This window comes from Acinetobacter gerneri DSM 14967 = CIP 107464 = MTCC 9824, from assembly GCF_000368565.1.
In the GTDB taxonomy this organism is placed as follows: domain Bacteria; phylum Pseudomonadota; class Gammaproteobacteria; order Pseudomonadales; family Moraxellaceae; genus Acinetobacter; species Acinetobacter gerneri.
Map to the genome: position 1 here is coordinate 200,236 of NZ_KB849542.1, position 15,332 is coordinate 215,567.

11 protein-coding genes are annotated in these 15,332 nt (G+C 37.2%); 9 read left to right on the forward strand and 2 right to left on the reverse strand.

The window, feature by feature from the left end; genetic code table 11:
- The first annotated feature begins 468 nt into the window (after positions 1–468).
- Positions 469–1,026, forward strand: a complete 558-nt coding sequence (locus F960_RS06485) for an NAD(P)/FAD-dependent oxidoreductase (protein ID WP_004861061.1) — start codon at positions 469–471, stop codon at positions 1,024–1,026.
- A 33-nt stretch (positions 1,027–1,059) separates the two neighbouring features.
- On the opposite strand, the gene F960_RS06490 is transcribed toward F960_RS06485, so the two are convergent.
- Together F960_RS06490 and ppsR are read right to left on the reverse strand one after the other, a co-directional pair.
- Positions 1,060–3,183: a sensor domain-containing protein gene (locus F960_RS06490; protein WP_004861066.1), complete on the reverse strand. Its 2,124-nt coding sequence runs from the start codon at positions 3,181–3,183 to the stop codon at positions 1,060–1,062.
- A 537-nt stretch (positions 3,184–3,720) separates the two neighbouring features.
- The gene (gene ppsR, locus F960_RS06495) at positions 3,721–4,557 is read right to left on the reverse strand and encodes a posphoenolpyruvate synthetase regulatory kinase/phosphorylase PpsR (protein WP_004861070.1); all 837 of its coding nucleotides are present in this window, start codon (positions 4,555–4,557) and stop codon (positions 3,721–3,723) included.
- Between the two features lie 154 nt (positions 4,558–4,711).
- Between ppsR and ppsA the strand changes: the two genes are divergently transcribed.
- The 8 genes from ppsA (at position 4,712) to F960_RS06535 (ending at position 15,326) form a co-directional block, all read left to right on the forward strand.
- The gene (ppsA, locus tag F960_RS06500) at positions 4,712–7,090 is read left to right on the forward strand and encodes a phosphoenolpyruvate synthase (RefSeq protein ID WP_004861073.1); all 2,379 of its coding nucleotides are present in this window, start codon (positions 4,712–4,714) and stop codon (positions 7,088–7,090) included.
- Between the two features lie 93 nt (positions 7,091–7,183).
- Positions 7,184–7,963, forward strand: a complete 780-nt coding sequence (locus tag F960_RS06505; RefSeq protein WP_004861076.1) for an RDD family protein — start codon at positions 7,184–7,186, stop codon at positions 7,961–7,963.
- Positions 7,964–8,252: 289 nt separating this feature from the next.
- Entirely contained in the window at positions 8,253–9,290 is a 1,038-nt protein-coding gene (gene cyoA / locus F960_RS06510) for a ubiquinol oxidase subunit II (protein WP_004861079.1), read from the forward strand.
- Between the two features lie 3 nt (positions 9,291–9,293).
- On the forward strand, positions 9,294–11,282 hold the full coding sequence (gene cyoB, locus F960_RS06515; protein ID WP_004861082.1) for a cytochrome o ubiquinol oxidase subunit I: 1,989 nt from the start codon (positions 9,294–9,296) through the stop codon (positions 11,280–11,282).
- Positions 11,283–11,287: 5 nt separating this feature from the next.
- On the forward strand, positions 11,288–11,905 hold the full coding sequence (cyoC, locus tag F960_RS06520; RefSeq protein WP_004861085.1) for a cytochrome o ubiquinol oxidase subunit III: 618 nt from the start codon (positions 11,288–11,290) through the stop codon (positions 11,903–11,905).
- On the forward strand, positions 11,902–12,231 hold the full coding sequence (gene cyoD / locus F960_RS06525) for a cytochrome o ubiquinol oxidase subunit IV (protein WP_085945821.1): 330 nt from the start codon (positions 11,902–11,904) through the stop codon (positions 12,229–12,231). Before cyoC ends, cyoD begins: the two co-directional genes overlap by 4 nt.
- A gap of 9 nt (positions 12,232–12,240) precedes the next feature.
- Positions 12,241–13,119, forward strand: coding sequence for a heme o synthase (cyoE, locus tag F960_RS06530; RefSeq protein ID WP_004861089.1), 879 nt, complete (start codon positions 12,241–12,243; stop codon positions 13,117–13,119).
- An 86-nt stretch (positions 13,120–13,205) separates the two neighbouring features.
- Positions 13,206–15,326 carry a PA5441 family protein gene (locus F960_RS06535; protein ID WP_004861092.1) on the forward strand — a complete coding sequence of 707 codons (2,121 nt, stop codon included), beginning with the start codon at positions 13,206–13,208 and terminating at the stop codon, positions 15,324–15,326.
- Positions 15,327–15,332: the final 6 nt, after the last annotated feature.

Here is a 15,332-nt window from a genome sequence, read left to right on the forward strand (position 1 = left end):
TCCATTAAGAAAATTAAATAGCTAAACATTCAAAACACTTTATCAAAAAACACTAAAAAATCATTAAATACGCCTTGAAATCTACTTATAATAATCAATTTATATCAAATAAAAACAAATATATAAATAAAATACATCTTTGCAAGACCATATAGTTTATATTAAAATTCTATATGAAATTTACTCAACTATTCATGTATTTTGAAAGAAATGCATCAAAGACTAAAATAAAAATAATCAACAGATAATAAAATACATTTAAAGTTTTATAGCATACATAATATTAATTCTTTTATTTAAAAAAATTAACACTCATATTGATAAGAGAGAATCTTATCATTTTACGAAAATAACGATGACTGTATAGACAAAAATACAACTTTACCTCACAGACATAGTCAGATATATCTTAACTTGCAATAATCGCAACACGACATTAAAAATAAAAATGCATGAAAAGGGACGGATATGTCAAAGGATAAAAAGAATCAATTATCAGGTTTTTTTCAAAATCTACCAGAGTTTTTTACCCTATTTAAAGGTCAAATTATTGAGGCTAAAGACATAAAATTGACTGATTTAAGTCATAAAAAAGTTGCTGTGATAGGCGCTAATCAACTTTCAGTTTCATATCTAGATCACATCACACAGCATGCAGAATCTGTGAAAGTATTTCAAATCAAGCCACATTTCGTTCTGCCTCATACTGAAAAGGCAATTCATCGGATACTGAATCATCCTTTATTATTAAAAAAGAGGCTCAAGTTTAAACCGCAACTTAAAATTTTATTGGCTACCCGCTTCTTGGAATCGCAGATCCAAGATAATTGGTTGAAAAGACACTTGATGCCAAACCCCACATCAAAGAATAGAATTTTTTTTAAATCAGATGCTTATTATGCTGCTTTGCAAAAAGGTAATTGCAAACTCATTACATGGCCCGTACTTAAAGTCACTGAAAATGGTGTCTATAGTTTAGAAGGTATTGAGCATAAAGTTGATCTCGTTGTGACAACATTTGAGTAAAAACTTATGCAAATAGAGACTTAAAATTTATTTTTAAGCAAATTTTCTTAAGATTTCAATCATGCCCTGTAGATCGACTGCTTGGCTAAAATAGTAGCCCTGTCCGATATGACAACCTGATTCAACCAAAATATTCAACTGCTCTTCAGTTTCAATACCCTCTGCAACTATATCCAAATTGAGTTTAGGACCAAGCTCAGTAATGGCCTGAATGACCGCCAATATGGTACGGTCAGTTGCAATCAAGTTAATGAAGCTTTTATCAATTTTCAAACAATCTACAGGATAATCTCTTAAACGTGTCAATGAAGAATGCCCAGTCCCAAAATCATCCAAAGCAATTCTAACACCTTTACGTTTAAGTATTTCCAATGCACGTAAGACAAAATCTGAGCCACGTTCTTCTAAAATTTGCTCAGTCACTTCGATTTCCACTAAGTGATAGGGAATATTATATTTATCAATTCTTTGTAGTAATTTTTCAGCATAGTCATCACGTAGAAATTCGACTGGTGCTACATTAAGTGCTACAGGTACAACATTTAGATCATTTTCAATACATTGTGCAAGTTGCTCAAATATTTTATTGTGCATCAACTCACTGATTTTTGAAGCTAATTTATAATCTTTAAATGCCTCACGAACCTCATTCGGCATTTGTAGCCCAAGTTCAGGGCTTTCCCAACGAAGAAGTGCCTCAAAGCCAACTATTTTACGTGTGATTAAATCAACTTTGGGTTGATAATATGGTGTCACCATATCCATACGTATGATATTACGTGCACGATTCAACTGTTTTGCGGTAATTTCCGTATTAATCAACATTTGTTCATTATAAAAACGAATACCGCCACGCCCATCTGCTTTAAGATCATTTAAGGCAGTATCCACGCATTGAATCAAACCTGCACTATCTTCAGCATCTCGCGGATATAAGGCACAACCAATACTCATCCCACCATTAATCAAACGTCCCGAATAACTGATCGGCGCATCCAGTTGCTGAGAAGCTAATTCAGCAATTTTGCTAAATTCTTGCTCTGATTTTAAACCGCCCACAGCAATAGCAAATTCATCACCCCCCAAACGAGCAACAAAGCCTTGATCATCAGAAACAAGTTGTAATCGTTTGGATAAAACGCGCAGTAAATGATCTCCAGCTGAATGGCCGAGGGTATCATTCACATGTTTGAAATGGTCTAAATCAATTAGCAAGATTCCAGCCATCTGCTGTTTATCTTTGGCATCTGAAATCAGACGTTTTAATCTATTTTTAAATAATTTACGATTATATAACCCAGTCAAATCATCTAATTCACTATTTTCACGGAGTTTATTTTCAGCTTCTTTTTGCAAGGTAACATCACGCGAAACACATAAAATAGTCTGTGTTTGACCATTTTCATCAACAATTGGAGTTAAAATATTATCCCAATATTGAGTGATTCCAGCACCTACACTTTTACCTGCAAATCGCGCATTCTGCCCTTTTACTGCTTCGATTAAAGCTTTTTTGCCTCGACCACGCACTTCTATTGGCAAAAGATCCATCCATTTCATGCCGAATTTTTTTTCATCAAGTGGTACACCAAGTGCTTTTCGACCAGATAGATTCATGTGTTTGACATTGCCGTCAGTATCTAAAACTTTGATACAATCAACACAAACATCCAGCATATTTTCATATGCACCTAACTGTTCTAATAAGCTCACTTGCCCTATTTTTTTATTTTGGATATTTGCAGCAGTCGTGATAAATACTTGCTGTTGAATTTCATCCATAAAAAAACTATTGATACGTAACACATACCATTGATAGCCATGATCTTGGCATAAGATACGGCATTCGAACTGGTTAACATCATCCTGCGCATTATTTTGAATTGCCGACTTCAACGTTAAAAAATCATCAGGATGAATAATGGAATAAAAAAACTCAGATTCCCCAATATGGTTTTTCCATTGTTTATTATTAAATATATTTTGACCATCAATTAAGAATATATTAACTGACATCGGCAATAACTCATAAGTTTGAAAGAGTTTTTGCATTTTGTCATAGTTTAAAACTTCAGCTTTGTTGACTTGTCCCAACGGTACATCTTTATCTTCTTCTCGCTTAACCATAGTATCGGGTTGAGCATTTAGAATAGACATTTGCCAACCCTCCTATAATCTCAGTTTAGCAATTTACATGAATACTTGTGACATTGTTCACAATTATAACTGTTATTTCGATTTTAACAATGTGTATATGCACACATCTTTGCAATCAAAATGCATAACTCAGGATCATTTTTTTAATTAATAAAAAATTATTAATAATAATTGAATATGTTAGCGATACATGAGCAGCCAAAGTCTGATTCTTTATAAAAAGACGTGTTTGATTATTTATTATCCACACCTTTATTTTCCTTAAATTCAGCTTAATCTATTTTAATTTTCATATAATATTTATTTAAATAAGGAACATGAATAATGTTTTTAAATTAACATTCGACCAATGTCTAATAATTGTACAAATTAAAAGTTACCTTCTATTCTCACACATAATAGTTTAGTTTTTCTTAATATTATTAATCATAACTTTGAGTTGTTTTATTTTAAAAATCCTAAAATAATATTCTAAACCCCAGAAAAAAGCTCAGACTGAGCTGAGCTTTGAGAGAGAATTTTTTACTTCTAAAAAGATTAACCGATACGACGCTTCAATCCTGTCATCTGCAAAATACGTGTTGAAATCTCTTCAATCGACATTTCTGACACGTTTAAATATTTGATGCCTTCAGAAATATAAATTCCTTCAACTGCACGAAGCTCCATCTGACATTGGCTGAAACTTGCATAACGGCTGTTGGCTTTGCGTTCAGATCGAATCGCAACCAAACGTTCTGCATCAATCATCAACCCAAACAATTTATGTTTATGTTCTTTAAGTACAGATGGCAATCTGTTGTCATCCAAATCTTCTTCAGTTAGCGGATAATTTGCTACACGAATTCCAAATTGTAATGACAAATAAATTGAAGTTGGTGTTTTACCCGAACGGGATACTCCAATCAAAATCAAATCAGCCTTATCATAATGACGCGTGCGTGCCCCATCATCATTGTCTAAAGCAAAATGAACTGCGTCAATTCTCGCCTTATATGACTCAGAATCAGTCACTGCATGGGTTTGTCCGACTAAAGTTGTAGGAGGTGTACCAAGCTCATCAGACAACTTACTGATCATTCCTTCAAACACATCGAGGTTTACTGCGTTTGCTGTGTTGATAATATCACGCACATAAGGATCAACTAAAGTATCGAAAACTAAAGGCATTTGTCCATCAGAGTCAGCTCTTTTGTTGATTTCTGCGACCACATTCATGGCTGCTTCTTCAGTGGTAATATAAGGAATAATATGAATGTCAAAATCTACATTTGGAAACTGTGCAAGCAGTGAGTGGCCTAAGGTTTCAGCAGTAATTGCCGTTCCATCGGAAATAAAAAACACACTTCGCTTAATTTCTTTACCTTCTGACATTAAAATTCTCCTCAAAAATTTGTCTAAGTGCTATATAATCTTTATAGTAAGCTCATCTTACATGACTGTCGCTCAGATAAGTCAAATATCTAAGTGATTTGTTATGATTTCTTGCCAAGATAGTGATTAATACTGCAAAAGTGGAGTAACAACTTTGGAAGCGCGCGTAATCGGTCTGGAAAAATTAGGGAAACACGACGTAGAAATCGTGGGTGGTAAAAACTCATCTTTAGGTGAAATGATTAGTCATTTAGCTAATGCTGGTGTATCGGTACCTGGCGGTTTCGCAACAACTGCTGAAGCCTATCGTGAATTCCTAGAACAGAGTGGTTTAAATGCCAAAATTCAGGCTGAACTAGTTCAACTTAATGTTGATGATGTAAATGCATTGGCTGAAACTGGCGCTAAAATTCGCCAATGGATCGTAGAAACTCCACTTACTCCAGAATTAGAAAAAGAAGTACGCGAAGCTTTCGCTGCTCTTTCAAGCGGTAATGCTGATATTGCAGTTGCTGTTCGTTCATCTGCTACAGCTGAAGATTTACCAGACGCTTCATTTGCAGGTCAACAAGAAACATTCTTAAACATTCGCGGTATCGATAACGTTTTAATCGCAATTAAAGAAGTCTTTGCTTCTTTATATAATGACCGTGCGATTGCTTACCGTGTACACCAAAACTTCGCGCATGACATCGTAGCTCTTTCTGCCGGTGTTCAACGCATGGTACGTTCTGAAACTGGCGCTGCTGGTGTAATGTTTACACTCGATACAGAATCAGGTTTCCGTGATGCAGTATTTATTACAGCATCTTATGGTTTGGGTGAAATGGTTGTTCAAGGTGCAGTAAACCCTGACGAATTCTACATTTCTAAACCATTGCTTCGTGCAGGTAAACATTCTATTTTACGTCGTAATCTTGGTTCTAAGCACCAAAAAATGATTTACGGTGAAGAAGCTTCTGCTGGTAAATCAGTTGTTGTTGTTGATGTTGAAAAAGCTGATCGTCAACAATTTGCGTTGAATGATCTTGAACTTCAAGAACTTGCTAAACAAGCATTGATCATTGAAGAACATTATCAAGCACCTATGGACATCGAATGGGCGAAAGATGGCGATGACGGTAAAATCTATATCGTTCAAGCACGTCCTGAAACTGTAAAAAGCCGTGAAAATGTCGGCACTATGGAACGCTACCTATTAAAACAAAAAGGTACAGTTCTTTGTGAAGGTCGTTCTATCGGTCAACGTATCGGTTCTGGTCGCGTTCGTATTGTGACTTCAATCAAAGAAATGGACAAAGTACAAGCAGGTGATGTACTTGTATCTGACATGACTGACCCAGATTGGGAACCAGTAATGAAACGTGCAGCTGCGATTGTAACAAACCGTGGTGGTCGTACTTGTCACGCTGCAATTATTGCACGTGAACTTGGTGTTCCTGCGATTGTTGGTTGTGGTAATGCAACTGAAGTATTGACTGATGGTCAAGAAGTAACTGTTTCTTGTGCTGAAGGTGATACTGGCTTTATTTATGAAGGTTCATTAGATTTTGAAGTTCAAAAGAACTCTATCGAATCTATGCCTAAACTTCCGTTCAAAATCATGATGAACGTAGGTAATCCTGACCGTGCTTTCGACTTCGCGCAAATTCCAAACGAAGGTATTGGTCTAGCTCGTTTAGAATTCATCATCAACCGTATGATTGGTGTGCATCCTAAAGCATTACTTAACATTGACAGCTTACCACGTGAAACTCGTGCAGCTGTGTTGGCACGTACCGCTGGCTACTCTACTCCTGTTGAGTTCTATGTTGAAAAATTGGTTGAAGGTATCGCAACACTTGCTGCTGCATTTGCTGACAAACCAGTTATTGTGCGTATGTCTGACTTCAAATCAAACGAATACGCAAACTTGATCGGCGGTAAACTATACGAGCCTGAAGAAGAAAACCCAATGCTTGGTTTCCGTGGTGCTAGCCGTTACGTTTCTGAAAACTTCCGTGATTGCTTCGAATTAGAATGCCGTGCATTGAAAAAAGTTCGTGATGAAATGGGCTTAACCAACATTCAAATCATGATTCCTTTCGTACGTACAGTTGCTGAAGCGAAACGTGTGATTGAATTATTGGGCTTAAATGGTCTTAAACGTGGTGAAAATGGTCTTAAAGTGATCATGATGTGTGAATTGCCAACCAATGCTTTATTGGCTGAACAATTCCTTGAACACTTCGACGGTTTCTCTATCGGTTCAAATGACTTAACTCAGTTAACACTTGGTCTAGACCGTGACTCTGGTATCGTTTCACATTTGTTTGATGAACGTGATCCTGCAGTTAAAGCACTTCTTTCTATGGCTATCCACGCTTGCCGTAAAGCAGGTAAATATGTAGGTATCTGTGGTCAAGGTCCTTCTGACCACCCTGATCTTGCAAAATGGTTAATGGAACAAGGTATCGAATCTGTTTCATTAAACCCTGACTCTGTTTTAGATACTTGGTTCTTCTTATCTGAAGAAAAGACTAAACAAGACTAATAAAACGTGGTAAAAAAGACCCTCTAGTAGGGTCTTTTTTTTCAAATAGTATTTCTGATTCATTATTTTGATTAGGTTTGAGATTTAATTTTTATGCAAATTTACTTGGCGCGGAATAATCAACAAGCAGGTCCATACAGTTTAGACGATGTCAACGAAATGCTTGCCAATCAACAAGTATTACTTACAGACTTGGCATGGCACGAAGGTATGTCTGAATGGAAAGCTTTAGGTGAACTCACTCAAGGTAAACTTGTGTATCAACCACAAGCCACTCCATCTGTGCAAACAACACCGCAATTTCAAAATCAAACTTCAACGATTCAAAATATTGAAGTTAAAAAAACAGCTCGCACACAAGTCAAAGCTGCATCTGTAGGTAAACGAATTGGGGCAAAACTTATAGATTTTGCTTTATTATACATTCCTCAAATCGTAATTTTATTTGCCTTCTTTCCATTTGATGAACTGATCAAGCAAAATCCACAAACGTATGCTGAACAAATGCAATTTATGGATAATGTTATCATTAACTTGCTTAATAGTTCGGCGGTTTATTATTTCTATGCACTATTTGCTTATATTTTAATTTTACTTTTCACACAATCATTCATGATCAAAAAATATGGTCAATCAATTGGTAAGAAAATATATAAATTGAAAATCGTTGATATAGAAACAAACGAAAATCCTGGTCAACTACGTGGATTTTTTGTTCGTTCATTTTTATTTCTAGTGATTTCTCAAATGATGAATTTCTTCCCATTATTAATCATCATTTTCATTGCAGATATCGTTATGTTTTTCTCAAAAGAAAATATATCACTACATGATCGCTTAGCAAAAACAAAAGTAATAGATATTTCAAATTAATAGAAAGGCGATTTATCGCCTTTTTTTAAGTTTATCTTATTAAAAAAACAAGTAATTCCTCCCTCCCACTGACAATTCCAACTAAAAGAATCTAGTTTTATTCAACCAATATTTAGCTAGCTTATGTATAGCTAAGTTTGCCGATATGAGGCATAATGCCCTACAACGTAGCGGTGTATCATGATTGAGAATTAGCGTGATTTATCACAAATTCGATTTTCAATCATGCGACACTTTAATCGCTATCCCAGATTTATAAGGGAATGGGACTCTTCACCGAGGTTGTAAAATGAGACAAACGATTTTAGCTGTATTGTCTTTATCAACGCTTGCTGCACTTTTAACAGGGTGTGGTGGTGATATGGTACTTCTAAACTCTAAAGGTCCAGTTGCTTCAGGTCAAAGTAACCTGATGATGACTGCGATCTATTTAATGCTTTTGGTGGTTATTCCATCAATTATTATGGCATTGTGGTTTGGTTGGAAATATCGTGCGTCAAATAAAGATGCAGACTATAAACCTACTTGGGCACACTCAACTGCAATTGAAATTGTTGTTTGGGGTATCCCAGTCATTATTATTGGTATTCTAGCTTATCTAACATGGTGGGGCTCACATCAGTATGACCCATACCGTCCGTTAGATTCTGAGAAAAAACCGTTAACCGTTCAAGTTATCGCTGAACAGTTTAAATGGATTTTTATTTATCCAGAACAACAGATAGCTACCATTAACGAAGTTCGTTTCCCTGAGAAAACACCTGTTAACTTCCAGATTACTTCTAACTTTACGATGAACTCTTTCTTCATCCCAGCGTTATCTGGTCAAGTTTATGCAATGGCAGGTATGAAAACTCAGCTTCACATGTTGGCAGATAACGTCGGTACTTACCGTGGTTTCTCTTCTAACTATAGTGGTTACGGTTTCACTCAAATGCGCTTTAAAGCTCACAGTGTAACTGAAGCTGAATTTACAAATTGGGTAGACGCTGTAAAAGCTGGAAAAGGAACATCAATCAATCCTGAAGCTGTAGATAAACCTGTTTTAGATAAAGCAGTTTTTGCTACGCTGAAAGATGGTGATCGTTCTAAACACCAAATTGAAGCAATGGTTAATAATGCTCATACAGCTAAAGAGAAAGAAGCAGCAGAAAAAGCGGAACGTTTAGGACCATTCCCGACAAAACCGTATCCTGTAACTTATTATTCTTCTGTCGAGCCTAACTTGTTTGATTCAGTAATCAATCATTATATGGGTAATTATCACGGTGTTGACCATGATGCTGCTCATGCTGATGCTGAACATGCAGCTTCTGTAGGGGAATAAGTCATGTTGTTATTAGGTAAACTCAATTGGGATTCAATCCCTAAAGAGCCAATTGTACTAGTAACCATGGTCATTATGGCTCTTGGTGCAATTGCGCTTCTTGGCGGTATCACTTATTTTAAAAAATGGGGATACCTCTGGAAAGAATGGTTTACATCTGTAGACCATAAAAAAATTGGTATCATGTATATCGTCGTATCTGTTGTCATGTTATTGCGTGGTTTCGCCGATGCGATCATGATGCGTTTACAATTATTCCTAGCGAAAGGTGGTGGTGAAGGTTACTTACACCCTGACCATTATGACCAGATCTTCACCGCACACGGTGTGATCATGATCTTCTTCGTGGCAATGGGTCTAGTTGTAGGTATGATGAACATCACTGTACCTCTTCAAATTGGTGCACGTGACGTAGCATTCCCATTATTGAACTCTGTAAGCTTCTGGTTATTTGCTGGTGCTGCAGGTCTGATGATGCTTTCACTTGTATTAGGTGAATTCGCAGCGACAGGTTGGATGGCTTATCCTCCTCTTTCTGGTATTCAATATTCGCCTGGTGTTGGTGTTGACTACTATATTTGGGCACTTCAGGTCTCTGGTCTAGGTACGCTATTAACGGGTGTTAACTTTTTTGTTACCATCATCAAAATGCGTGCGCCTGGCATGACACTTATGGATATGCCGATCTTTACATGGACTGCACTTTGTACAGCCGTATTGATCATCGCATCATTCCCTGTGTTAACTGCAACTATTGCAATGTTGACGCTTGACCGTTACTTCGATTTCCACTTCTTCACCAATGAGCTTGGCGGTAGCCCAATGCTTTATGTGAACTTGATTTGGACTTGGGGTCACCCAGAAGTATATATCTTGATCTTACCTGCATTTGGTATTTACTCAGAAGTTGTATCAACTTTCTCTCGTAAAGCATTGTTCGGTTACAAATCAATGGTATATGCAACCATCGCGATTACTGTTTTAGCATTCGTTGTATGGGTTCACCACTTCTTTACAATGGGTGCTGGTGCCAACGTTAACGCGTTCTTCGGTATCATGACCATGATCATTGCGATCCCTACTGGTGTGAAAATCTTCTCATGGTTATTTACCATGTATAAAGGTCGTATCACCTTTACATCGCCAATGTACTGGACGCTTGGATTCTTAGTAACATTCGGCATCGGTGGTCTTACTGGTGTACTTATGGCTGTTCCACCAGCTGACTTCTTGGTACATAACTCATTGTTCTTGATCGCTCACTTCCATAACGTAATTATCGGTGGTGTAGTGTTCGGTATGTTCGCAGGTATCACTTTCTACTGGCCAAAAATGTTTGGTTGGAAGTTAAATGAAGCTTGGGGCAAGGCATCTTTCTGGTTCTGGTTCTTCGGTTTCTATTTTGCATTCATTCCATTGTATATCCTTGGTTTCATGGGTATGACTCGTCGTTTGAATACATATGACAACCCTGAATGGGATCCGTACCTTGCTATTGCGTTCTTCGGTTCTTGTTTGGTTGCTATCGGTATCGCATGTTTCATCATGCAAATCGTTGTAGGTTACTTACAACGTAACGATAACATGGACAACACAGGTGACCCATGGGATGCGCGTACTCTTGAATGGTCAACTTCTTCCCCTGCTCCGTTCTATAACTTTGCTCAAGTTCCACAAGCTGACGGTATCGACCGCTTCTGGACTGATAAAGAGAATGGTGTAGCGTATGCACGCCCTACGCATTATGAAGATATTCATATGCCAACTGACCGTGCTGCTGGTTTTGTTATTGCAATGTTCATTACTGGTATGGGCTTCGCTTTAATCTGGCACATCTGGTGGTTAGTTGTAATTGCTTTCTTAGGTGCAGTCATCAGCTTTATCGTTAGTTCATTCACTAAAAAAGTGGATTACTACGTTCCTGCTGCTGAAGTTGAACGTATCGAAAACGAACGTTATGCGTTACTTGAACAACACTTGAAGAAGGACTAAGTAAAATGGCTGAAGTACTTCATCACGAAAACCACGGACACGATGAACATCATCACGATGATACAGACATCACCGTCTTTGGTTTTTGGACTTATTTGATGAGTGACTTGATTTTATTCGGTACACTCTTCATCGCGTTTGCTGTTTTGAGCAGTCATGTTCCAGCTGGCACTCCAGATGCAAAAGAACTCTTTGGTCATACGCTTGATTATGTATTAATCGAAACGTTTGCCCTTTTGATTTCTTCTGTAACTTTTGGTTTTGCTGTTCTTGCTTCTTATAAGAAGAACGTAAATCAAGTGATCACTTGGTTAATCGTGACTTTCATTTTCGGTGCTACGTTCATCGGAATGGAAGTAAACGAGTTCCATCACTTGGTTGCTGAAGGTCATGGTCCTAGTACCAGTGCATTCTTATCTTCATTCTTTACCTTAGTGGGTACTCACGGTATCCACGTAACATCAGGTTTAGTGTGGATGATCGTGCTCATGGTTCAAATCAAGAAATATGGTTTGACTACTGCCAACACTCGTCGCCTTGCTTGCTTAAGCTTATTCTGGCACTTCCTTGACATCGTATGGATCTGTGTATTCAGCGTAGTCTACTTATTAGGAGTTCTATAATGAGTCATGATCATAACGCTGCTGGCGCGGCTCATGGTAATGTTAAACAATATACAGTTGGCTTTGTTCTATCAGTTATTTTAACCATCATTCCTTTTGGAATGGTGATGACTGGTGGTTTTGGCCGCGGTTTATTGGTTAGCGTAATTGCAATCACTGCAGTGATTCAGGTTCTTGTTCAATTAGTTTTCTTCTTGCACATGAACTCATCTTCAGAACAACGTTGGAACGTGATCGCATTTGTTTATACAGTGCTTTGTATCGCAGTTCTTCTGATCGGTTCTGTATGGATCATGAATTACTTACATTCAAACATGATGCTCTAAACGGGTGTCATGTTGAAGAAATATCTATTCCTGACTAAGCCAGGAATTCTCTTCGGTAACTTCGTTACCACTTTGGGCGGCTTTTTCTTAGCCGCTCAAGGTTCTGTAGATTTCCTTTTACTTCTCATCACACTACTTGGTACAACTTTGGTTGTGGCATCTGGCTGTGTTGTGAATAATGTCATCGATCAAGACATCGACCAAAAAATGGCACGAACTCAAAATCGCGCCCTAGTCAAAAAAACCATCTCCCCTACTGTCGCTTTGATTTATTCAGCAGCGCTTGGATTACTTGGTTTTGCTTTACTTTGGTTTTATGTCAATGCCTATGCATTTGGTTTTGCAGTGCTGGGGTTCTTGGTCTATGTAGTATTCTATAGTCTGTGGAGTAAACGAACTACAATTCACCAAACAGTGATTGGTAGTATTTCAGGTGCAAGTCCACCTGTAATTGGATACACAGCCGTTTCACATGAATTTGACGTTGCTGCTTTGCTGATCTTTTTAGCATACGGTTTATGGCAAATGCCACATTCATGGGGAATTGCAATCTATCGTTTTGATGATTATAAAAACGCAGGGATTCCAATTTTACCAGTTGCGCGTTCGATTCAACGTACCAAAGTTGAATGTTTAATTTATGTATTGCTGTTCGCAGCGGTACTCAATGGTTTGTATTGTTTTGGCTATACCAACTTGTTTTTCCTAATTACATTCAATGCACTTTGTGCTTATTGGCTGTATTTATCGATTATCGGTTTTAAAGCAGAAAACGATCAGATTTGGGCAAAAAAATACTTTTTGTATTCGGTGATTCTGATTACAGCATTAAGCGTCAGCTTTGCTTTTAGTTTTGTATCCCCCGCCCCACATCTACCCATTTTTTAAAAAGATAGAGTCTGACTCTATCTTTTTTTATTTCCGCCCCATTTTTTATTTGCTATGATCCTCAAACTAATAATAAGGATCAACTCATGCAAACCCATTTTTATTCCATTATAAAATTTTTAGCTCTTACATCATTACCTCTATTTTTTTATAACCAACAAGCTCAAGCTGGTTCAGATCCAGTATGTGCGCCAGTCATTGGTAGCCTTAACAATACCTATGACAATTGCAATAACTTTCCTATCCTTACACCATCCAATGACAATGAAACCAACATTGCCCTGCTACTGAGTGATTTGGGCTTGGCGAAAATAAAATTTGCAGATGCCGACAGCAAACTCTGGACAGCGGTCTACGGACCAACACCTTTTGAAGTAGGTACGGTCTCGCTTGAAAATAGCATTCCAAATCAACGAAAAATAAAAGTAAGCGACAATAGTTTTTCAGATGAACATTGTGGCAGTATCAGTTCAGGCGCAGCGCAATTTATCCAGCAAGTCCAAAACAATAAAAATATCCCCGCCAATGAAAAAACCATATTGATTAATGAAAGAAAAAAACAAAATAACTGTGACAGCAAATTTGACTTGATCACAGTTCAACCCAGCTGGACAAAAACAACCCAACAATACGCTTCTTATCTCAACGCAAATATTGCTTTTTACAATACTAACTTTAGCACAGCAACTAAGATTTACACCGTGATTAGCCAAGTCGAAGATCCTTGGATCAAAGAAACAGCACAATATATGCTTATCCGTTCATCTTTAAATACAGCTTATATTACTGGTCGTGGTGAATATGGCGATATCGATTTTAAAAAAATCAATCAAAACTTATTAAATGAATTTTTTAATCACATTACTGCCTATTTCAAGCTTTATCCCAATGGTCAATACATCGCAAGTGCTCGTGGTTTCTTGCGACGCGGTTTGTGGTTAGCCAACAAACCAGAACTTTTAGTCAATGAATATGTTTGGCAAATCAACAACCCAAAATCACCTGTCTATAATTTGGAAATGGGAAATATTGCATACGAAATCGATCAAAAAGTTTTGCTCAACCCTGCGCTAACAGCAAATAAACTCAGTGATCCATTCTTTTTGGCTTTATATGATTTGATGAATATGCGTGCTTCTGATCGAGATGGTTATCAGCCCATCACTTGGTCACAACTCAATGCACAAAAAGATCACTTTAAGAAAAATCCTGAATTATTTCAGTATCTTTTAGCCAACCACTTATATTTTATACAAAAGAAACCCAATGAAGCATTAAAACTTTTAAATCAAGTGGATCCATCACACTTTAATACTTATCTTCAACTCAGTTCAGTCTATTTAAAGGGCAATTTATTGGAAGTAACCAATCAGCTTCCTGCTGCTGAACAATTTTGGAAAACGGCGCTTAGCCAAGCGAAAACAGCAACACAATCCAGCCTTTTTGAAAATCAGTTGATTTATATTTTAAGCGTACAAAATAAGCAAAATGAGGTTTTAAATTTACTCCCTAAAATCAAACAAGCCAACTTACAAAAAGCTTGGATCAGTCAAATTGCTGATGCCAATAGTCTTGAAAAAATAATCAACGGACAAACCTTCAATTCTGCACAAAAAAATGCTGCATTATATGTTTTATTAAATCAATCTCTGACCTATCAAGATTATTCGTTATTTAATAAAGCACAAAATTGGCTACCAAAAGATGCCAACCTTTATAAAGCTGATCAAAGTAATGCAGAAAAATATAAAGATGCTGCACCTCTGTCCAGATTTATTTGGAATGGCTCACAAATCAGTACACAAATCAAATGCCCTAACCTTGCAACGATCACAGCCAATTTACAACAACAACCCAAAGACCTAAATACACAACTTTGCCTAGGCGAATATGCCCGAAATGTTGGCATTTACAGCATAGATCCTGCTGGTTCGTATACTGAAGCCAGTTTTTCTATCAAAAAGACTGCATTTCACGGGACAACTTTTGCACGTGGCAATACTTATAAAAATATCATCAAAAGCATGCCAAATGGCGAGTTGAAAGCCTATGCACTCTATCGTGCAATACAATGTTATGCACCATCAGGGGCTAATGATTGTCAAGATGAAGATGTTGCAAAGTCAGTACGTAAGCAATGGTTTGATCAAATCAGACGTGATTATCCAAATACATCATGGGCAAAATCACTTAAATATTATTGGTAAAAATAC